The organism is Streptomyces sp. NPDC102514 (assembly GCF_055584525.1).
Genome location: NZ_JBVJLW010000005.1, coordinates 40,640 through 61,801, shown reverse-complemented (window position 1 = coordinate 61,801; position 21,162 = coordinate 40,640). Strand labels below are relative to the sequence as shown.

16 protein-coding genes are annotated in these 21,162 nt (G+C 70.3%); 10 read left to right on the top strand and 6 right to left on the bottom strand.

Translation table 11 applies throughout. The annotated features are described in order from the left end of the window. Positions 1-186: 186 nt before the first annotated feature. From ACZ60E_RS14735 to ACZ60E_RS14715, 5 genes are read left to right on the top strand one after another with little or no spacing between them, the layout of a single operon-like run. Complete coding sequence (locus ACZ60E_RS14735) at positions 187-1,236, top strand: iron-siderophore ABC transporter substrate-binding protein (RefSeq protein ID WP_469440572.1); 1,050 nt, start codon at positions 187-189, stop codon at positions 1,234-1,236. Then, a complete protein-coding gene (locus tag ACZ60E_RS14730) occupies positions 1,233-2,276 on the top strand; it encodes a FecCD family ABC transporter permease (protein ID WP_469440571.1) in 1,044 nt (347 codons plus the stop codon). The genes ACZ60E_RS14735 and ACZ60E_RS14730 overlap by 4 nt, the downstream gene beginning before the upstream one ends. After that, positions 2,273-3,334: a FecCD family ABC transporter permease gene (locus tag ACZ60E_RS14725; RefSeq protein ID WP_469440569.1), complete on the top strand. Its 1,062-nt coding sequence runs from the start codon at positions 2,273-2,275 to the stop codon at positions 3,332-3,334. The genes ACZ60E_RS14730 and ACZ60E_RS14725 overlap by 4 nt, the downstream gene beginning before the upstream one ends. Next, positions 3,331-4,197: an ABC transporter ATP-binding protein gene (locus ACZ60E_RS14720; protein ID WP_469440567.1), complete on the top strand. Its 867-nt coding sequence runs from the start codon at positions 3,331-3,333 to the stop codon at positions 4,195-4,197. Before ACZ60E_RS14725 ends, ACZ60E_RS14720 begins: the two co-directional genes overlap by 4 nt. After that, complete coding sequence (locus ACZ60E_RS14715) at positions 4,194-5,492, top strand: MFS transporter (protein WP_469440565.1); 1,299 nt, start codon at positions 4,194-4,196, stop codon at positions 5,490-5,492. Before ACZ60E_RS14720 ends, ACZ60E_RS14715 begins: the two co-directional genes overlap by 4 nt. 292 nt (positions 5,493-5,784) lie before the next feature. Here the strand turns inward: ACZ60E_RS14715 and ACZ60E_RS14710 are convergent, their stop codons facing one another. Further along, positions 5,785-6,702, bottom strand: coding sequence for a LysR family transcriptional regulator (locus ACZ60E_RS14710; RefSeq protein WP_469440563.1), 918 nt, complete (start codon positions 6,700-6,702; stop codon positions 5,785-5,787). Between the two features lie 49 nt (positions 6,703-6,751). Here ACZ60E_RS14710 and ACZ60E_RS14705 point away from each other — a divergent pair, with 49 nt between their 5' ends. From ACZ60E_RS14705 to ACZ60E_RS14695, 3 genes are all read left to right on the top strand, one after another. Beyond that, the gene (locus ACZ60E_RS14705; RefSeq protein ID WP_469440561.1) at positions 6,752-7,723 is read left to right on the top strand and encodes a nitrilase-related carbon-nitrogen hydrolase; all 972 of its coding nucleotides are present in this window, start codon (positions 6,752-6,754) and stop codon (positions 7,721-7,723) included. 724 nt (positions 7,724-8,447) lie between these two features. Then, on the top strand, positions 8,448-10,448 hold the full coding sequence (locus tag ACZ60E_RS14700) for a hypothetical protein (protein WP_469440559.1): 2,001 nt from the start codon (positions 8,448-8,450) through the stop codon (positions 10,446-10,448). Beyond that, positions 10,445-11,491 carry a hypothetical protein gene (locus ACZ60E_RS14695; RefSeq protein ID WP_469440558.1) on the top strand — a complete coding sequence of 349 codons (1,047 nt, stop codon included), beginning with the start codon at positions 10,445-10,447 and terminating at the stop codon, positions 11,489-11,491. Before ACZ60E_RS14700 ends, ACZ60E_RS14695 begins: the two co-directional genes overlap by 4 nt. Before the next feature lie 60 nt (positions 11,492-11,551). Here the strand turns inward: ACZ60E_RS14695 and ACZ60E_RS14690 are convergent, their stop codons facing one another. Next, positions 11,552-12,016, bottom strand: a complete 465-nt coding sequence (locus ACZ60E_RS14690) for an SRPBCC family protein (RefSeq protein ID WP_469440556.1) — start codon at positions 12,014-12,016, stop codon at positions 11,552-11,554. A gap of 103 nt (positions 12,017-12,119) precedes the next feature. On the opposite strand from ACZ60E_RS14690, the gene ACZ60E_RS14685 reads away from it, so the two are divergent. Next, positions 12,120-12,833, top strand: a complete 714-nt coding sequence (locus ACZ60E_RS14685) for a TetR family transcriptional regulator (protein WP_469440554.1) — start codon at positions 12,120-12,122, stop codon at positions 12,831-12,833. Positions 12,834-13,386: 553 nt separating this feature from the next. On the opposite strand, the gene ACZ60E_RS14680 is transcribed toward ACZ60E_RS14685, so the two are convergent. Next, on the bottom strand, positions 13,387-14,559 hold the full coding sequence (locus ACZ60E_RS14680; RefSeq protein WP_469440552.1) for a magnesium and cobalt transport protein CorA: 1,173 nt from the start codon (positions 14,557-14,559) through the stop codon (positions 13,387-13,389). Positions 14,560-14,754: 195 nt separating this feature from the next. On the opposite strand from ACZ60E_RS14680, the gene ACZ60E_RS14675 reads away from it, so the two are divergent. Further along, positions 14,755-15,882, top strand: a complete 1,128-nt coding sequence (locus ACZ60E_RS14675) for a winged helix DNA-binding domain-containing protein (protein WP_469440551.1) — start codon at positions 14,755-14,757, stop codon at positions 15,880-15,882. Between the two features lie 126 nt (positions 15,883-16,008). On the opposite strand, the gene ACZ60E_RS14670 is transcribed toward ACZ60E_RS14675, so the two are convergent. From ACZ60E_RS14670 to ACZ60E_RS14660, 3 genes are all read right to left on the bottom strand, one after another. After that, on the bottom strand, positions 16,009-16,800 hold the full coding sequence (locus ACZ60E_RS14670; protein ID WP_384799454.1) for a S1 family serine peptidase: 792 nt from the start codon (positions 16,798-16,800) through the stop codon (positions 16,009-16,011). Between the two features lie 324 nt (positions 16,801-17,124). Beyond that, entirely contained in the window at positions 17,125-19,992 is a 2,868-nt protein-coding gene (locus tag ACZ60E_RS14665) for a helix-turn-helix transcriptional regulator (RefSeq protein ID WP_469440548.1), read from the bottom strand. A 154-nt stretch (positions 19,993-20,146) separates the two neighbouring features. Further along, on the bottom strand, positions 20,147-21,073 hold the full coding sequence (locus ACZ60E_RS14660; protein WP_384799448.1) for a helix-turn-helix transcriptional regulator: 927 nt from the start codon (positions 21,071-21,073) through the stop codon (positions 20,147-20,149). Between the last annotated feature and the right edge of the window lie 89 nt (positions 21,074-21,162).

Sequence of the window (21,162 nt, the reverse complement as noted above, 5' to 3'; positions counted from 1 at the left end):
CCCGATCGCAACAAGGGCTGTCGAAAAAGCTCGATTGATTCGCCCTCTCCGAATCCATACGCTCATCAGGTAAGCCTTACCTAAGTTTCTGGTGTGTCCGTGGCGCCCCACTCCAAGGCCCGCGGTCCGCGGGCCTTCGTGTATGAGCCCGCCCGGAACCCCTGATGGAAAGTGGAACAAGGGTCGATGAGAAGCCCACGCCTTCGCGCGCTCGCCCTCGCGGCGACACTCCTGCTCGGACTCACCGCCTGCGGCGGCCAGTCCGACGACACGGACGACAACGGCGCCTCGGACGCCGGCGCGAAAAGCTCCGGCCAGTTCCCCGTGAAGATCAAGCACGCGCTCGGCACCACCACCATCCCCGCCAAGCCGAAGCGCGTCGCCACCGTGAACTGGGCGAACGACGAAGTGCCGCTGGCCCTCGGTGTCGTTCCCGTCGGTATGGCCAAGGCCAACTTCGGCGACGACGACGACAACGGGGTGCTGCCCTGGACCGAGGCACGCCTCAAGGAACTCGACGCCAAGACGCCGGTCCTGTTCGACGAGACCGACGGCATCGACTTCGAGGCCGTCGCGGACACCGAGCCGGACGTCATCCTCGCCTCGTACTCCGGGCTGACCAAGCAGGACTACGAGACCCTCAGCCAGATCGCCCCCGTGGTGGCCTACCCCGAGGCCGCCTGGGCGACCCCGTGGCGCGACATCATCCGTCTCAACAGCAAGGCCATCGGACTGGCCGCCGAGGGCGACGACCTGATCGGCGACCTTGAGGGGCAGATAGACAAGACCGTCGCCAAGTACCCCCAGCTGAAGGGGAAGTCGGCGATGTTCATGACCCACGTGTCGTCCAAGGACGTCAGTGAGGTCGGCTACTACACGACCTACGACACCCGCACGCAGTTCTTCACCGACCTCGGCATGAAGATCCCGGCCAGCGTCTCCGGGCCGTCCAGGTCGACGAAGAAGTTCGTGCTCACCAAGAGCGCCGAGCGCATCGACGACTTCAACGACGTCGACATCATCACAGGCTACGGCGACGACAAGGGCGAGCTGCTGAAGGCGCTCAAGAAGGACCCGCTCACGTCGAAGCTGGCCGCGGTCGCAAGGGACTCCCTCTATCTGCTGCCCGGCAGCACCCCGCTGGCCACCGCCGCGAACCCGACCCCGCTCTCCATCCCGTACGTCCTGGACGACTACGTGGCAGCACTCGCCAAGGCCGCGGACAAGGCCGCGTGAGCGTCACCGACATCCCGCGTGCGCCGGACACCGTCCCGCTACGGCGTCCGGCGCGTGTGCGCGTCAGTTCGCTCCTCGCCGTCACCGCGGTCCTGATCGCCGTCATGACCGCCTCCCTCGCCTTCGGTTCCCGCGATGTCGCCTGGTCCGACGTGTGGTCGGCGCTCGGCGGGGCGGACCACACCCTGGAACAGGCCGCGGTCGCCAAACGCATTCCGCGTACCCTCCTCGCCGTCGTCGTCGGCGCCGCCCTCGGACTCGCCGGCGCGGTGATGCAGGGGGTGACCCGCAACCCGCTGGCCGACCCCGGCATCCTCGGCGTCAACATGGGCGCCTCCCTCGCCGTGGTCACCGCCATCGCCTCCTTCGGCCTTGCCTCGGCGTCCGGCTACATCTGGGTGGCGATGCTCGGCGCCGCCCTGACCGCCGCCTTCGTCTACGGCGTCGGCTCACTGGGACGGGGCGGCGCCACCCCGCTGAAGCTGGCCCTCGCCGGCGCCGCCATCTCGGCCGCGCTGGCCTCCCTGGTCAGTGCCGTCGTCCTGCCGCGCAACGACATCGCCGACACCTTCAGGCTGTGGCAGATCGGCGGAGTCGGAGGTGCCTCGTACGAGCAGCTCGGCAGCGTCCTGCCGTTCCTCGCCGTGGGGTTCGTGCTCTCCCTGGCCTCCGCCCGCGCCCTCAACTCGCTGGCCCTCGGCGACGACCTGGCCGCCGGGCTCGGTGAGCGCGTCGCCCTCGTCCGGGCCACCGCCGCACTCGGGGCGGTCGTCCTGTGCGGCGCCTCCACCGCCGTCGCCGGACCGATCGGCTTCGTCGGACTCGTCGTACCGCACGCCTGCCGCCTGCTGGTCGGCGTGGACCACCGCTGGCTGCTGCCGTTCTCCGCGCTGAGCGGCGCCGTCCTGCTGACGGCCGCGGACGTGGTGGGCCGGGTCGTGGCACGGCCGTCCGAGATCGACGTGGGAATCGTGACCGCGCTGGTCGGTGCCCCCTTCTTCATCCACATCGTCCGCCGACAGAAGGTCAGATCCCTGTGACTGCCCCCGCCGTCCCCGGCCAGTCCGTGGCGCGGACCGTCACCCGGGTCGCCCGCACCCGGGTCGCCCGCGCCCGACGCAGGCGGCTGCTCGTCCTCGTGCTGCTGGTCCTCGTCGCCGCCGCGTTCGCCACGACCCTCATGGCCGGGCACACCTACTATCCGGCCCGCGACGTACTGCGCGTGATCATGGGGGAGCAGGTGCCGGGCGCCTCCTTCACCGTCGGTACCCTGCGCCTGCCGCGCGCGGTACTCGCCCTGACCGCCGGATTCAGCTTCGGCATCGCCGGCGTCACCTTCCAGACGATGCTCCGCAACCCGCTCGCCAGCCCCGACATCATCGGCATCAGCGCGGGTGCGAGCGCCGCCGCGGCCATCGCCATCGTGGTCCTCTCACTGAGCGAGACCGAGGTCTCGGTCCTCGCCATCGCCGCCGCGCTCGGGGTGGCACTGCTCGTCTACACCCTCGCGTTCCGGGACGGGGTCGCCGGCACCCGGCTCATCCTGATCGGCATCGGTATCTCCGCCCTCCTCGACAGCGTCACCTCGTACGTCCTGTCGCAGGCGGCCGAATGGGACCTCCAGGAGGCGATGCGCTGGCTCACGGGCAGTCTCAACGGCACCTCCTGGCAGGAGACCGTGCCCGCCGTCCTCGCCGTGCTCGTGCTCAGTCCGGTGCTGCTCTCCCAGGGCCGCAACCTGAACGCACTGAGCCTGGGCGACGACACGGCGTCCGCACTCGGCGTCCGCGTCGAACGCACCCGCGTCGTCGTGATCGTCGCGGCCGTCGGGCTCATCGCCTTCGCGACGGCCGCCGCCGGGCCCATCGCCTTCGTCGCCTTCCTCTCCGGCCCGATCGCCGCCCGGCTGGTCGGCAACAGCGGATCGCTGCTGATACCCGCGGGCCTGGTCGGCTCCCTGCTCGTCCTGGTCGCCGACTTCACCGGCCAGTACGCCTTCGACATCCGCTACCCCGTCGGCGTCGTCACCGGCGTCCTCGGCGCCCCCTACCTCGTCTACCTGATCGTCCGCACCAACCGGGCCGGAGGCTCACTGTGACCGCGTCCCACACCCTGTCCACCGAGAACCTCACACTCGGCTACGGCGACCGTGCCGTCATCGAGGGACTGGACCTGACCCTCGCGGCCGGGCGGATCACGGTGATCGTCGGCGCCAACGCCTGCGGCAAGTCGACCCTGCTGCGCTCGATGTCCCGGCTGCTCACCCCGCGTACCGGGCGGGTCGTCCTGGACGGCAGGGAGGTCCACCGCACCCCCGCCAAGGAACTCGCCCGCACGATGGGCCTGCTGCCGCAGGCGCCGGTCACCCCCGAGGGCATCACGGTGCTCGACCTGGTCGGACGGGGCCGCCACCCGCACCAGCGCGCGTTCTCCCGCTGGACGGCCAAGGACGACGAGGCGGTGGCCGTCGCGCTGGAAGCCACGAGGACCACCGAGCTGGTGGACCGGTCGGTCGACGAACTCTCCGGCGGCCAGCGCCAGCGCGTGTGGATCGCCATGGCGCTCGCCCAGCAGACCGACCTCCTGCTGCTCGACGAGCCCACCACGTTCCTCGACATCAGCCACCAGATCGAGGTGCTCGACCTGCTGACCGACCTCAACCGGACCCGCGGCACCACGATCGTCATGGTCCTGCACGACCTCAACCTGGCCGCGCGCTACGCCGACCGCCTCGTCGCCCTGGCATCCGGCGCGCTGCACGCCGCCGGGACCCCCGAAGAAGTGATGACCGAGGACACCGTCCAAGCCGTGTACGGCATGGAGAGCCGTGTCATCGAGGACCCGATCTCCGGCAAACCCCTCGTCCTGCCCATCGGGCGCCACCACTCGAAGGCCGACGGAATCGGTGCCGGGCACCGGGCGGCGCCGCCCGTGAACGCGCCGAAGGCAGCCGACCGGTGACATCGAGACTCACCGCACTGCTGCCCGACCTCTCGCCCTGGCACACCTCCCGGGACTTCCGCCTCCTGTGGGTACAGGGCCTGGTCACCTACCTGGGCAGTGTGATGGCGCTGATCGCGCTGCCGCTCCAGATCAAGGACCTGACCGGATCACCGCTGGCCGTGGGCGCGATGGGCGCCGTCGAACTCGTACCCCTCGTCGTGTTCGGACTGTATGGCGGCGCCCTCGCCGACGCGGTGGACCGGCGCAAGGTCATCCTGCTGACCGAAGCGGGCCTGGGACTGCTCGCGGTCGTCCTGCTGGTGAACGCGATGCTGCCCAGCCCCATGCTGTGGCCCCTGTACGTCGTCGCCGCGGGAGTGGCTGCACTCGCCGGCCTCCAACGGCCCGCCATGGACTCGCTGCTGGCCCGCATCGTCCCGCACGACCAGCTCGCCGCCGCGGCCGCACTGAACGCCCTGCGCTGGCAGATCGGGGCCATCGCCGGCCCCGCGGCGGCCGGGCTGGTGGTGGCGTACGCGGGCAACGTTCCCGCCTACGCCACCACCGTGGCCGGCTTCGCCGCGTCGGTCCTGATGTGCCGTCGCCTCTCGGCCGTGCCGCCCGTCGAGCACGCGGCCAGGCCCTCCTGGCACGGCATCCTCGAAGGAGCCCGGTACGCCTGGTCGAGGCCGGTCCTGCTCGGCACGTACGCCATCGACCTCGCCGCGATGTTCTTCGCCTTCCCGAACACGATCTTCCCCTTCCTCGCCGACGAACTCGACGCCGAATGGTCGCTCGGCCTGATGTACGCGGCAGGCTCCGTCGGCTCACTCTTCGTCAGCCTGACCAGCGGCTGGGTGTCCCGGACACGCCGCCACGGCCTGCTGGTGGTGTTCGGCGCCGCAGGATGGGGCGTGGCTGTCGCGGCGGCCGGCTGGACCTCGAACATCTGGCTGGTGCTGGTGTGCCTCGGCCTCGCGGGAGCGGGGGACATGCTGAGCGGTCTGGGCCGCTCGACCATCTGGAACCAGACCATTCCCGACCGGATCCGCGGCAGGCTCGCCGGCATCGAGGTCCTCTCCTACAGTGTCGGCCCCCAACTCGGTCAGGTCCGCGCCGGAGCGATGGCCGGCTGGACCGGCGCCCGCCCGGCGATCTGGACCGGCGGGCTCGCCTGCGTCGCCACGGTGGGGGTGCTGGCGGCCGTGCTGCCCAAGCTCCTCAGCTATGACGCCCGCACCGACGAGGACGCCCTCCGCCGCGCCGGCGAGGTCACCGACCTGCGCAAGCGGGGTGTGACAGCGGCGGAGTGACACGCCCGCCGGGTCGTACACCGGTGAGTGACGAACCATCAGTGACGGACCGTTAGCGGTGAACCATCAGTGGTGAACCACCAGTGGTGAATCTCCGTCGCCCGGCTGTCCGGCCGGCCGTGCGTGAGTCGGCCTGGTCTGCCTACGAACCCGGGTCGGAAAGGTTCGGAAGACCAGGACCCGGGCCCGGTGTCGCCGCCGCGGTGTCGAGTCGGTCGCCCTTGGTTCGCCCGTATTGACCGCCACCCTCATGTCTGTGCCCGATAGGTGACCATCGCTCCCAGCCGCCCGCCTACCGCAGCTGCGCCGCCTCCTCGACCAGGTGGCGGAGCCAGAGGTGAGCGGGATCGTCGGTGAGGGTTTCGTGCCACATCGAGCTGACGGCGTACTGGGGCATCGGAATGGGCGGCGCGGTGGCTGTCAGGCCCAGCAGGCCGGCGTACACGGTGGCCGCGTGGGCGGGGAGGGTGGCCAGGACAGGCAGGGTGGCCAGGTGGAGGGCGGCTCCGGCGAAGTGGGTGGTGGAGGCGATCACCCGGCGGTCGAGTCCGCGTGCTTCCAGGATGTCGTCGACGATGCCGCGCCGCCCGTCGTAGGAGATCAGCAGGTGGGGGTGGGTCAGGAAGTCGTCGAGGGTGAGCGGGGTCCGCAGCGGCAGGAGGCGGGGGTTGAACAGGCAGGTGTAGCCGGAGGTCATCAGTTCCTGGCTGCGGTGGTCGGCGCGGTGCGCGGGGGCGGCGGCCACGCCGAGGTCGACCTCGCCGCGGTCGATCATGTCGGCGACGGTGTTGCGGCTGGCCTGCCGCACGGCGAGCCGGATGCCCGGCAGCGCGGACGTGACGTTCAGCAGGCGGGGCAGCAGGGCGGCCTCCAGATCGTCGGACATGCCCAGGGTGAAGGTGCGCCGGGCTGTGGCCGGGTCGAAGCGGTCCCGGTCGGTCACGGCTCCGTGGATCAGCCCGAGGGCCGGTTCGATACGGCGGGCCAGTTCGACGGCGCGCGGCGTCGGCTCGACGCCGCTGCGGGTGCGGGTGAACAGCTCGTCGTCGAAGAGTCCGCGCAGGCGGCCGAGGGCGGCGCTGGTGGCGCCCTGGCTCAGGTGCAGGGCGGCGGCGGCCCGGGTGACGCTGCGCTCGCGCATCAGGGCGGCGAAGACGACCAGCAGGTTGAGGTCGGCCTTCCTGAATTCGGTTTCGTAGATGTCGATCATTTGAAAGATTAGTTTGCCCGATGGGCAGGTCGGTTCCTACCGTCGCAGCATGACGTCTGCCTCTCCCCAGCCCAGCCGCACCGTGACCGCCGCCGTCGTCCAGGCGGCCGCCCCGCTCTTCGACACCCCGGCCGCGGTGACCCGGGCCGAAGAACTCATCCGCGAGGCCGCCGGCCGCGGCGCGGAGGTCGTCGTGCTCCCCGAGGCGTTCCTCGGCGGCTACCCCAAGGGCCTGGACTTCGGCATCACGGTCGGCAGCCGCACCCCGGCCGGCCGCGACCTCTTCCGCCGCTACCATGCCGCCGCCATCGAGGTCCCCGGGCCGGAGGTCGAAGCCCTGGCCACCGTCACCCGCGAGCTCGGCTGCCACGCCGTGGTCGGCGCGGTCGAGCGCCAGGGCGGCACGCTGTACTGCGTCGCGCTCTTCTTCGGCCCCGACGGCTACCTGGGCCTGCACCGCAAGCTCATGCCCACCGCCGCCGAGCGGTACCTGTGGGGCCAGGGCGACGGCTCCACCCTTCCCGTCATCGACACCGGCGCCGCCCGCATCGGCGCGGCCATCTGCTGGGAGAACTACATGCCACTCTTCCGTACCGCGATGTACGCCAAGGGCGTGGACCTGTGGTGCGCACCGACCGTCGACGACCGCGACGCCTGGCAGGCCACCATGCGCCACATCGCCCTGGAGGGCCGCTGCTTCGTCCTCAGCGCCAGCCAGTACCTGCGCCGTGACGCCCTGCCCGCCGATCTCCACCCCGTCCAGGGCGACGCACCCGACACCGTCCTGATCGGCGGCGGATCCGTCATCGTCTCTCCGCTCGGCGAGATCCTGGCCGGTCCGCTGCGCGACGGCGAGGGCATGCTGACCGCCGTGCTCGACCTCGACGACCTCGCCCGTGCCCGTTTCGACCTCGACACCACCGGCCACTACGCCCGCCCCGACGTCTTCACACTCCACGTCGACGAGACTCCCCGCCCCGCCGTCACCGGCGGCCGGCGGGGCACGGAACTCGCCGGCTGAACCGCTACGGCTGCGAAGGCCGGTTCTGCCCACCGTTTTGTCCACGCGCAGAATCGGATACATGGCGAACCGTGTGTCCCACGACGAGTGCCGCTGCTCGAAGAACTCGCGGCGCGCTTCTGGATCCGCCGCGAGTTCGTGCCGGAACTCGTCGGCCCGGTGGGGTTCACGGCGCGGGCCCGGTGGTGGCTGACTGCTGAAACCAGGGCTGGAGCCGCACCACCGACTGTGCGGCTCCAGCCCTTTCATCCTCTTGGCGCGCCCGGCGAACAGCTCCCGCGCCGCGCATCGCCAGGAGGGCACCGCGAGGACCGGGCATCCGGGGGAGGGGCTCGGTCTTCGCGCTTCCGGCCGTCGCCGCGTCAGTGCGCGGCGGCGGCCGGACGGCATACGAAGCCTGTCATCGGCACGGCTGGCCATGGGTCGGTCCTGCGGTATGCGGAGAACCTGATCACCCTGACCGGTTTCAGACAGGGGGTGGGACGGGCCGGTAACAGGTGTGACGATGCTGCCGGGTCCCGGCACCACCTGCGCAGGGCTTTCACCTGCGGTTCCGGTGCCCGAGTGCAAGCGGGCCGGCGTCACGGGTGCGTTACGCAACGCGCACAAGGAGACCCGAGTTGGCTGTTCCTGTCCTTGATCGACAGGCGTGCCGCGGGCATATTCCTCGCCATGGCGTTGGTCCGGCAGGGACGACGCGCGGTGCGGAGCGGGGATCGTGACCATGGAGAATCTGTTTGCCGGGCTGCTGGAGGGCGTGTCCGAGGCGGTTGCGGAGACCACGAGTTTCCAGGGCAACCACGTGCTGGAACTCGACGTGCCCGAAGACGCGTGGCGTCAGGTGCTCTGCGTGACCTACCGGCTGGAACGCCGCGCAGACGTGCCGGCGAACTCGTTCCGGCTGTCGGCACAGGCTTCGACACCCCTTCCATTCCTGGTTCAGGTGATGACGGAGGACCAGCAGCTGATCAACCAGGTGGACTTCAACGGAGGCCCTCCCGTGACGGCGACCGCGGGTCCGCTCACGTCGTACAGCGGGCGGATACTCCACATCCGAATGAGCCTGGACGGCAACCCGCTTGTCTTCCACCTCGACCTGGGCGAGCCGGCGTCCACACTCCTCGGCGGCCGACTGCTCGCCTTCACCCTCGCACCCCGCCCCCTGCCGGCCACCGCGGAGAACGAGCAGTGGCCGCGCAGTGTCACCAAGCAGGCGTACGTGCTGGGCTACCAGGACCCCGTCACCGGACAGGTCACGCCGCCGTGCCGCACCATGCCGCCCGCCCTGTCGTCCAGCCGGGTGCGGCAGGCGTTCCTGGCCCTGCGGGATGTGGGCATCCGCTCCCCGGAGGTGTTTCCGCTGCTGAGCGTCCCTACGGACGGCGTTTCTGCACAGGCGTTACGCGATGCGCTGGGCAACGTCGACGCCGACGCGGTCGTGGCGGAGATGCACCAGGGCCGTCAGCTGACGGCGACGCGGACGAGCAGCGGCGCGTACATATTCCGTTTTGTGCCGGACGCCCGCTACACCGGACCGCGCCTGCTCCTGGTGGAGACCTACCAGCTCACCTCCGTACCGCTGCACTACGGACCCGGCAGGGTGATCAAGACATTCACCCTGCTGCCCGGCGAGCGCACGACGATGCGGGTGAGCTCCTACAAACGGTCCTCGCAGAGTATCCAGTCGACGTCGTCGGTGCTGGACTCCACGAGCGACGAGAGCGAGCGGGAGTTCGAGCAGGCCGTCACCGCCGAGCAGGGCAACTCCGCCGATTCGTCGAAGAGCTTCGAGTACAACGCTCAGGCTTCCGCGTCCGCGAAGGGCTCCTGGGGCTGGGGCAGCGCGAGCGCCTCGGTCAGCGGTGGCGTCGCCGGCAGCAACACCTCCGCCCGGCAGGAGTTCGCGAAGAACCTCACCAGCGCGGTCGGGAAGAACGCCGCGAAGGCTTCCGCACGCCGCGAGGTGACCGTGGACACCAGCATGGACATGAAGCTGGAGGAGGGCGAGGAGTCGGCGGTCGAGCGGACCATCGAGAACATCAACACCAGCCGCACCCTGAACTTCCTTTTCCGGCAGATGAATCAGGAGTACGCGGCCGTCCTGCACCTGGTCGACGTCCGCGTCGCGTTCTTCAGCGGCCACAACGAATCCCGCGAAGAGGTACCGCTGGCGGAGATGGACTCTCTCCTGCACCGCGTCCTGAACAGCGACGCACAGGTCACCGCGGTCCGCGAACAGATCCTTGCCCTTGTCGCCGGCACCCGTGACCTCGCCGGGAACACCCACCCGGGCTTCGTCCGAACCGAGGCACCCGACGGAACCGGCCTCGCCCCGGCCGTCGACCCCACCTACACGAGCACCTACACCACCCCTGACGGCCGCACCATCACCCTGCCCGGCATCGTCACCGCCGCCGAGCACCACGTCATGCGCACCGACGGCATGACCGTCGACGCCTTCCTCGGCGAAGGGCAGGGCCTCGACGCCTACTCCACCGGCCTGCAGGAACAGGCCCTGCGCGCCCAAGCCGCCGACAACCTCCTCAAGGAACGCGAAGCCGAACGCCTCCAGGTCGCCCTGGACATCGCCCGCGACGGCGACGAACGCCGCGCCCGGGCATTTCGCACGCTGTTCATGCCCACGCAGATCGTCAACCAGATCGACCATGCCGCCGTCAACACCGGTGACCGCGCGGGCGACAACGGGACAGGACAGGACCGATGAGCGAAACCGCACCGGAGAGCGGACCTCTGACACCGGGCGGCGGGGGGCAGGAGGGCGCCCCCTCCGGGCCTCCGGCGCAGTCCCCGGTCCTGGAGGAGAAATCTCTGCAACAGAAAGAAAAGACGCTCGAGAAAAAAGCACTCGCCACCGAAAAAAATTCCGTAGCACCTTCCTCTTTGGGAAAAACAGCCAAAGCGACAAAAAGTCCTGGACTGATCGACGACCGGGGCAAGAGAGTGGGCGCCAGCCAGACCGGTGAACTGTTCAACACCTGGATGAAACAGGGGCACATCGAACTGATAAGCAGAGACCCCACTACTTTGGACGCCTGGAGAGGCCTCTTCAGGAAGGTGGTTGTGGAGGCCGCGCGGAGTCCAAAGCAAACCTATGAGCGCGATGACGTCATCATGGCCTTCTACTTCCTCCTGGCCGAAGCCGACAAGCGGGAGGAGGACAACAGGGAGATATACGCCAAGCTCAGCATGAAGATCACCGCGGACTCGACACTGCGCACGGAGATCGAAACGGTCGCGAGAAGGATAGCGAACCAACTGGGAGAGGACGGACAGGGGGACATCCGGGAGCCGAAGCTGGCTATCTTCCGCGGCCCGAGCCTGTTCCAGGCGGACCGGATCTACGCCAACAAGTCGATGGGCGGAGCCGCCGCAAATCCCGGCCGCACCGAGGTCCCCACGGAGGAGGAGGCCGTCAGTCAGACTGGCTTCAACGAAAAGAAAGCGAAGTACGGCCTCATCGAGGAATGGTCGCTGAAGCAACAGTTCGGATTCGCCACCGGGAGTTTCATGATGGCCGCTCTCGTGGACAGTAGATACGTACGGATCCCCCCGAAGGGGCGTGGCCGGACGATCGGGGAAATGGGTGTGACCGGGTATGAGGACCTTCCGGTGCAACCGGTCGTATGGAGTGCGGGACGAGCATCGGTCACACCCGCGGTGCAGGCGAAGATCGACGACATCGGCAAGCCGAAAGACATTACCGCTGCCCTCGGCAGAGCAATCGGTCACCGGCCGTCCGGCAATTGACGGCGGCCTCGCGTGCTCAACGACCGGGCTCCCCGGTTGGATTTTGGAGCCGCTTGGGGTTCAGGGGTTTTCGGGGTGCAGGGTGCCTTGGCCGTCGAGGTCGTTGAGCACGGCGGGCAGGCCAGTGGTGAGCATTTTGGTGCGGACGGAGCCGAGGATTTTGGCCATGAAGAAGCCTCCGGCGCCGGTGAAGCCGGTGTGGTCGTAGGTGAAGCGTGTTCCGTTGCCGTGCGGTTCGAGCCGGTAGGCGACCTCGGTCACCTCGCCGCCACCTTCGTCCTGCCACGAGTAGCGCAGTAGTGCAGGCTCGCGCACCTCCAACACCTTGCACACCACGACGCCGCTCCAGCCGGGCTTCGGTTTCGCGATGAACCTGAACGTGGTGCCGACCGTGGTGGCGAAGCCCTCCGGCCGAGCGCCGGCGCCGGTGGCCGTCCACAGCGGGATCAGTTCCGGATCGGTGACCGCACGCCAGACGCTCTGGGGTGGGTGTGGGTACTCGCGGACGATGTGGATGGCGCTCATGGAGGGCTCCTCAGGGAGGGGTGCGTCAAGTACGGCTTAAAGTTCAGTCGCTGTAAAATTACAGTAACAGAATAATGCAGCCTGACCGGGCTATGCTTCGGTGATGAGTACGCGCACCGTGAACTGGACGGCCTTGCAGGGCCGCGAAGAGGAGCCTGCAGCCGAGGGGCTGCGGGAGCGCAAGAAACGGCTGCTGCGGCAGCAGCTGTCCGACACGGCCACCGAGATGTTCATGGACCGGGGCTTCGATGCTGTGCGTGTCGCGGAGATCGCCGACGCCTGCGGGGTGTCGGAGAAGACCGTGTTCAACTACTTCCCCACCAAGGAATCCCTTGTCCTGGACCTGGGCGAAACCACGTTGATCTCCCTGCGGACCACACTGGCCGATCCGGACCTGTCGCCGGTCGAGGCGGTATTGGAGATCTTGTCCGGCCAACTGGCGGGCCTCACATCCTGGCTGACGGCGCAGGACGACTGGACCCGGGCCAAGGCTGTTCTGCTTCGCTTCGGCATGCTGATCCGATCGACCCCGTCCCTGCGGGCATATCAGCGCGACATGACCGACCAGCAGGTCGCCGTTGCCGCCGAAATCCTGGCCCGGCGTACTGGGATGAGCCCGGACGATCCTGAACCCCAGATCGCCGCGGCCGCCCTGCTCGCGCTGTGGCCCGTCCAGTTCCAGGCGCTGCGCAGGCACCTGCATCGCGCCCGGACCTCCGAGGAACTGCACGATGAGGTCAGCGCCGACGTCCAACGCGCAGCCCAACTTATCGACGCCGGACTTAGCTCATTCACCCCCGCCCGGCGCAGCTTGTGAATCAGGCAACCGGCCCGGCGTAGCGGCGAGGGGTATCACCGTTCCTCCGGCGCACCTGCCAACCGGGACCCGTCACCAACCTCCGTGGGTAGAACGTTGCTCTCGGCCCATCAATCCTACCGAGCAACAGCTCACCTTCATGATCCAAACGAGACTGCCTAGAGGTGCCTGCTCCACGTACGCGGCGCACGCGGCATCGCGCTCGTTCAGCCGGTCGACGATGGCCGCACACGACCTCGGGTCGGTGAATGTCCTTGTCCACCCAGCTGGGGCCGGCACTTGTTCCTCGTAGGGAGAGTGCCCTGCCGCCAGGAATCACAGGCATCCCCGGCCGGCGATCACCTGACCGGCCATCGCATCGCAGATCCGCGGGTGGCACAGGGCACCTACGCGATCAACTACGACGCCACGCTGTTCATCCTGCATCCTGACGACGTGCCAGGCACCGCGCTACATCCCGACCGCGGGCCGACTCCCCAGAGTCCGTTATGGCTCTGACTTCGGGAGGTGCGAGAGCAGACCAAGCGAAGGACTTGAGGGGCTGCTGCCCGGCCTAGAGCCAGTCGCGGCGCTTGAAAATCACGTACAGGCTGCCGCAGACAACCCCCATCAGGCCGATGGCGAAGGGGTATCCGAAGGTCCAGCCAAGCTCGGGCATGTGTGTGAAGTTCATGCCGTAGATCGTGCCTACCAGGGTGGGGGCGAACAGGATCGCCGCCCAGGATGAGATCTTCTTGATCTCCTCGTTCTGTTCGAAGCCCGCTTCCGCCAACGCCCGCATTTCCGCGTTCTGTTGCTGGGTGACCAGGGTGGCGTTGACCGTGAGGATGTCCGTGAGGGCCTGGCGGAAGCCGTCCACGCGTTCGCTGGTGTGCGTGACGTGGTCGGCGACGTCGCGGAGGTAGCGCTGGAGTTCGTCGTCGGTGCCGTACTTGGCGAAGCCCGCCATCAGGCCGTGCAGCATGCCGACCAGGGGGCGGGTGGCGCGCTGGAACTCGACCATCTCGCGGGAGAGTTCGTAGATGCGGCGCGAGACCCAGGGGTCGCCGCCGAAGACCTCGGTCTCGATCTCGTCGATGTCGTTCTGGACGCCGGAGACGACCGGTGCGTAACCGTCCACCACCGCGTCGAGGATCGCGTAGAGCACCGCTTCGGGGCCGAGGCTCAGGAGTTCCGGGGTCTCCTCCATGCGGCGTCGCACCGCGGAGAGGTCGGGGGCGGCGCCGTGCCGGACCGTGATGAGGAAGTCGGGGCCGAGGAACACGTGCAGTTCGCCGAAGTCGACCTCCTCGGACGCGTCGAGGTAGCGGGCCGCGCGCAGGACGACGAAGAGCGTCTCGCCGTACCGTTCCAGCTTCGGTCGCTGATGGGCCTCCATCGCGTCCTCGACGGCGAGCGGATGAAGGTCGAACTCGGCCGCCAGGGACAGGATCTCGTCCTCGGTGGGACGGGCGAGACCGATCCAGGCCATGCCGTCCGGCTGCTCGCGCAGCTCACGGAAGGTCTCCGCGAGGGTGGCGGGCGTCGCGACCCGGACGCCGTCGCGGTAGAGCGCCGCCTGGACGACGCTGCCGGGCTCCACGGCGTCCGTCTTCACGTCGGCCGCGGCGGGGCCGGGCGCCGGAGGGCTCGAAGGGGGCTCGGTGGTCGGAGGTGCGGCGCGTCGCCACATCGGCTTCCGGTTGCCCCTGGTGGCCGGTACGGGGCGGGCTCGGCGCTCCGGCATCGCGGCTGCCTCCGTGTCGTACGTGTCGCACGTTTGTTCGTGCGTTCGGCTTGTGGGCTGTCGTGTCGTCTGCCTTGCCGGACGCCTTGTCGGACGTCCTGTCGATCACCGGCAGGATATACGGGCCACATGGCCGGAGCGGCTCGGCACCATGGCGGACAGAAGGTGTCCGCAGGGGCCGGTAGCGTGCCGAACATGACGAAGACCTCGACCGCTCCCGTGCTGAGCGTCCGCGAGCTGAACCGTGCGACCCTCTCCCGGCAGTTGCTCCTGCGCCGGGCCGGCCTGTCCGCGAAGGGCGCCGTCGAACACCTCGTCGGTCTCCAGGCGCAGAACGTGAAGCCCCCGTACCACGCGCTCGCCGCCCGCCTGGAGGGCTTCGCGCCCGAGGAGCTGTCGGCCGCCATGGAAGCACGGGAGGTCGTCCGCATCGTGACGATGCGGTCCACCATCCATACCCACACCGCAGACGACTGCCTGACGCTGCGGCCGCTCGTACAGGCCGCCAGGGAAAGGGAGTTGTACGGCTTTCGCCAAGGACTCGCCGGAGTGGATCTCGACCGGCTCGCCGCGATCAGCCGGGAGCTGGTCGAGGCCGAGCCGCGCACGATGAAGCAACTGCGGGAGGTGCTGCTCACCGAGTGGCCGGACGCCGACCCCGCGGCCCTCGCGATCGCCGCCCGCTGCCGGCTGCCGCTCGTCCAGGTCACCCCGCGCGGGCTGTGGGGGCGCAGCGGGCAGGTCGCGCTCACCACCGCCGAGCACTGGCTCGGCAGGCCGTCCGAACCGGCTCCCGCGCCCGACGCCACCGTCCTGCGCTACCTCGCCGCCTTCGGGCCCGCCTCCGTCAAGGACATGCAGACCTGGGCCGGTCTGACCCGGCTGCGCGAGGCCTTCGAACGGCTGCGGCCGCAGCTGGTCACCTTCGCCGACGAGCACGGAGTCGAGCTCTTCGACCTGCCGGACGCGCCCCGCCCGGACGCCGGCACCCCGGCCCCCGCGCGTCTGCTGCCCGAGTTCGACAACCTGCTCCTCTCGCACGCCGACCGCTCCCGGGTGGTGTCCGCCGACTACAAGGGCCGTACCTGGCGCGGCAATCAGGCCTACCCGACCCTGCTCGTCGACGGGTTCCTGGCGGGCGTGTGGCGGCTGGAGGAGACCGGCGGACGGGCCGTACTCACCGTCGAGCCCTTCGGCACGCTCACGGACCGGCAGCGCGCCGAGGTGACGGAGGAGGCGACCCGGATGCTGACCGTGCTGAGCGGGCCGGCCTCGCCCTCGTCCTCGTACGACATCCGGTTCGGGACCGTCGTACGAGGCTGACGAGCGGGTGCCCAGGGAGTGCCGGGCATATGGACAGGGGGCGTTGCGGGCCGCTCGTGGAGGCCCGCAACGCCCCCTGGCTCTACCTGAGTTGACCTCAGGGAGTACTCGGGGCCGATCCCTCGGCTAGGAGTTGACCTGCGTGGTCACCAGGCTGGAGAACGTCGTCAGACGGGTGTAGACGCCCGGGTAGCCGGCGTCCGCGCAGCCGTAGCCCCACGAGGTGATACCGGCGAGCTTGCCGCCGATGATGAGCGGGCCGCCGCTGTCGCCCTGGCAGGTGTCCACGCCGCCGGAGGTGTAGCCGGCGCACACCATGTCGGAGGAGATGTACGAGGAGCCGTACGCCGACGAGCAGGTCGAGTTGGACACGGTCGGGACCGTGGCCGTGCGCAGCTGGTTGGACGACGAGCCGCCCGAACTGGTCGTGCCCCAGCCGAGGATGCGGGCGGTGGTGCCCGCCGTGTACAGGCTGGTCTCGGAGGCGGAGACGTAGCTGATCGGCGTGTACGGCATCGACGTCGACAGGGTCAGGACGGCGACGTCGTCACCCTCCTCGGCGTCCGTGTAGCTCGGGTTGATCCATATCTTGCTGACCTGGGCGACGGTGCCGTTGGTGCCGTTGCGGTAGGTACGGCCGCCGACCACGCGGATGCCGCTCGGGGTCTCGCCGACCATGCAGTGGGCCGCGGTGACGACCTTCGTGGCCGACACCAGGGTGCCGCCGCAGAACTGGCTCTGCGAGGCGGTGGTGATCTGCATGACGTACGGGTAAGCGGCTGCCGTGGTCGTCGTGCCGCCGACGATGGGGGCGGGGGCGGCACTTGCGGTGGTCGCGCCGAGAAGACAGGTGGTCGCGGCGGCGGCGACGGCCGCGGTGACGGCGGCGGCCTTCTTGGCAAAGGTGAGCCCGAACATGGATCTCCTCAGGAGTGCCGGTGGGGGGTGCACTGTGGGGTGGTGCGACGGCCTGTGGGGTGGGTCCACGGTAGGAGTGGGGCGGGGGTGTTCCCAATGAGGGAACTCCCTCGGCCGGTTACCGAGGGATAACCCTCGGTCACGTTGGCCCCGGGCCGGGCGTTGTGTGTCGACGGCGGCCCGGTGGGGGCCGGTCGCGCAGTTCCCCGCGCCCCTTTATAGGGGCGCGGGGAACGGCGCAATCTTTTGGTCTGACCCGCACGGGCAGCGACGCAGCCACCCCCGCTCCCAGAAGCGCGCAACTCTTCGCCAGCGAGGGCGAGTTCACTCGCCCCGGTGCTGCCCCGCAGCCAAGCGCACGATGTCCACCCGGGAGCGGATGCCCAGCTTTCGGTAGACGCGGGTCAGTGTCGCCTCTACCGTCTTCACGCTGATGAACAGGCGCGCGGCGATCTCCCGGTTCGTGGCGCCCTCCAGGACCAGCGCCGCGACCTGACGCTCCGTCGAGGCCAGCCGGTCGAGATGCGGCAGCACCGACTCGGGCGCGGCGGGGGCGGAGACACCGGGAGACGCCGCGGCGGGCGCGGCGTCGGCCGCGGCGACCGCGTCCAGCTGGCGCAGCCACGGCATGGCCCGGCAGCGCCGGAACAGCCGTGCCGCCTCGTCGTACGAGCCCCGCCCCGACTGCTCCGCGCGCAGCCGTGCCAGCGCGAACGCGGCGCGGGCCTCTTCGAGTCCGTAGCCGAGCTGCGCCAGCCGGTCCTGCGCCGACGTCAACTGCTGCACGGCCGCCTCGTGGTGACCGGTCGCGGCCTTCACCAGGGCCTCGGCCCGGTCCAGTACGGCCAGCACGCTCGCCCGCCGCAGCCGTACCGCGTGCTCGCGCGTGGCGGTGATGACGTCCTGCGCCTCCGCCGGTTCGCCGACCAGGACCAGCGCCTCGGCGAGGTCGCCGTGCCAGCGGCCCCGTGCCGGATCGGAGATGCCGAGCCGCTGCTCCGACTCCCGGGCCCGGCGCAGTGAGCGGACCGTGCCGGCCGCGTCCCCTGCCACCAGCTGGGCGTGCCCGAGCGCGCCGAGGGCCCGGGAGAGGTAGATCAGGTCGCCGTCGTCCTCGGCCCGCCGCACCGCGTCCCCGGCCAGGACCAGTGCCCGGTGCACATCGCCGCCCGCGGCCTCGGCGAGCGAGGTGAACATGTTGCCCGCGGCCTCGCCGATCCCGGTGTCCCGGGCGAGCCGCAGACTCTCGTGGGCGAGGTCGAGGGCCCGGCCGCAGTGTCCGGAGCGCAGTTCGGTCTCGGCGAGCCCGCGCAGGAAGTGCACCTCGCTCTCGACGATGCCGCGTCTGCGTACCTCGCCGAGCAGTCGGGTGATCGAGACCCGGGCGTCCGTGAGTTGGTCGCTCATGATCAGCCAGCGGAAGCGGGTGGCGCCGGCGCCGTTGTGGTCGACGGCCACGCGCAGGTCCTGCGGTTCCGCGAGGGCCTTTTCCAGGGTCACCGGGGCCGCGGGGTGCCCCATCAGGGTCTCCATCTGGGCCTGGAAGGACAGGGCCAGCAGTTCGGTGCTGCGGTCGCCCGCGGTGGCGGCGAGCCGCGCCGCGCGGGCGGCCTCCTCGCGGCCCTTGCCCATGGCGCCCTCCACGAGGAGCGCCCGCCATGCCAGTTGGTAGCGGACCAGTGCCAGCAACCGCGGGTCCTCGCCCGCGTCCGCGAGGGCCTGCGGGAACACGGCCTCGACGTCGGCCATCGCCTGCCCGGCCGCGTCGATCACGACCATCCAGGCGCGGACCCGGGCGGCCGGGTCCGTCGCGCGTTCCAGGACGTCGCGGGCCACCTCGCGGGCCAGGTCGATCTCGCCGGAGGTCAGCGCGTCCTCGGCGGAGCGCAGCCGCCGCTCGTCCGCGCCGACCGGGCTGTCGGCCGGGGTGTGCCGGGCGGCGAGCAGTCCGAGCTGGGCCGCCACCGAGGGCGCGCCGCGGTCCCGGGCGAGGGCTGCCGCCTCGGAGAGCCGTTCGGCGACCTGCTCGTCGGTGCCGGTGGTGGCCAGTGCGAGATGCCGGGCGCGTTCGATCGGCTCGGAGGCGGCCGTCGACAGGGCGGCATGGGCGGCCCGCCGGTCCTGCGGTGCGGCCTGGGCGTACAGCGCGGCCGAGACGAGGGGGTGCGCGAAGCGCACCGCGCCCTCCTGCCCGTCCGGGCCGTGGCCGTCCGGACCCTGCGCCGCCACCAGTCCGAGGGAGGCGGCCAGGGCGATCTCGGCCTCCGCGTCCGGACGGCCCGCGGACTCCAGCAGAGACTGGGTGGGGCGGGCTCCCGCGCTCGCCACCAGGAGCGTCTGCCGGGCCTCGGCGGACAGCAGTTCCAGACGGCTGAGTACGAGGGCGCGCAGGGAGGTCGGCACGGGCAGCGGCTCGCCGGGCCTCGGCGGCGTGGGGCTCTCGGCGAGGGCGCGGCCGATCTCCAGCGCGAACAGGGGGTTGCCGCCGCTGGTGTGGTGGATGTCCCGCAGGGTCGAGCGGCGCAGCCCGTTGTGGCCGCGGGCGGTCAGCAGCTCGGAGACCTGCGGCCGGGACAGCGGGGACAGCCGCAGGGCCAGCGTCTCCGGCGGATACGCGCGTAGATACGGGTCATGCTCCTGCTCTTTGGGTTCCGTTCCGGTACGCACCGCGCCGAGCATCCGCACCGGCATACCGCCGAGGCGCCGGGCGGCGAACGCGAGCAGCTCGGCGCTGGGGGCGTCCAGCCACTGCAGATCGTCGGCGACGAGGAGGACGGGCCCCCTGGCCGCCAGCGCGCGGAGCACCGAGAGGACGGCGAGCCGCAGCGCCAGGCCGTCCTGGTGCAGGGACGATTCCGCACGCCCGGTGAGGGCCGCTTCGAGCGCGGCCTGCTGCGGGGCTGGCAGCGCGTCCGCGACCTCGTCGGCGACCAGGCCGAGCAGATCGACCAGTGCCAGGAACGGGAGATGCGATTCGGACTCGGTCGCGGAGCAACGCAACACAGTCCGGGCTGATTCGGCGTATTCCGCAGTGATTGCCCGCAGGACGGTCGACTTTCCTATTCCGGGCGGACCGTGCAAGAGGAGGCTGCCCCCTCGGGAGAGCTGGCCACGTGCTCGTACGAGCAGCTCCTCCCGCCCGATGACCTGGTCGGAACGGGGTCTGACAGGCTCTTCGAAATCCCGTCGCACGCGCACCGCTCCCCTCAAGTCGTGTCCGGAACAATATTATGCAAAGAGGCCCTGAATTTCGGGGGGTTCCACCGTGAGGGAAATAACAGAGATTCGGTATACGGGATTTCATGGCACCCGCACATGTATGAAACACGCGGAGTGGTACGGACCTTCATGGCAGCAGCCCCGCCCGCCGCGCCGCCACCACGGCCTCCAGCCGCGTATGGGCCCCCAGCTTGCGCATCGCCGACCGCAGATACGCCTTCACCGTCTCCGCGCGCAGCCCGAGCCGCTCCCCGGCCCCCGCGTTGGTCCTGCCGACGGCCACACAGCTGAGAACGTCCAGCTCACGCGGGGTGAGCCGGATCTGCCCCGCCGACCGGAACGATCCCGCCGACCGGACCGATCCCGGCGACTGCGCCGCTCCGGCCGACCGCGCCGGTCCCGGCGAGGCCGCCAGCGTCTCGCAGACCGACAGCAGCTCGGCCCGCAGCGCCGGGTCCATGACGCGCGGGGCCAGCGCGCGCAGCGCACCGTGCGCCTCCCGGAGCCGCTCCCAGGCCATGCCTTCCGCCCCCTGCGCCCCCGGGTGCCTCTCCGACCCCCCGGGCGGCCCCGGCTCCCGGGCCGCCGCCAGCAGGCCGTACGCCTCGTCCCGTACGGCCAGTGACTGCTCCATGTCCCGGGCCGCCTCCACCGCCGCGGACAGCGTGCGGTCGCCCAGGGGCTGGGCCGAGCGCAGGGCGCCGTACAGGACAGCGCGCACCCGGCGGCGTACGACGACGGGCACCGCGAGCACGGAGCGCAGCCCCTCCGCGGCGACCGCGACGTCGTACTCGTGGCTGATCCGCCGGGACGAGGAGTAGTCCGTCACCGCGCACGGCCGGGCGAGAGCGACCGCCTTGCCGCCCAGACCGTTGCCCGAGGACACCGCGAGCGCGCTCAGAGCGGCCGTCGTCGTGCCGTTCAGCTCGCTGATACGGACCTGCGCGCGGCCCGGTTCGACCAGCCCGCCGAAGGCGACGGCGAGCCCCGTCTCCCGCCGCAGCCGCATCAGCGCGCCGCGCATCTCCACCGTATCGGCGCCGCCAGTTGCCACGTACTCGTCCCTTCACCGTCACGCACCCCCCGTCCGGGGGTAGTGAGACCCGCATCACGGATTACACGATGGGGGAGAGCCGCCCGGCA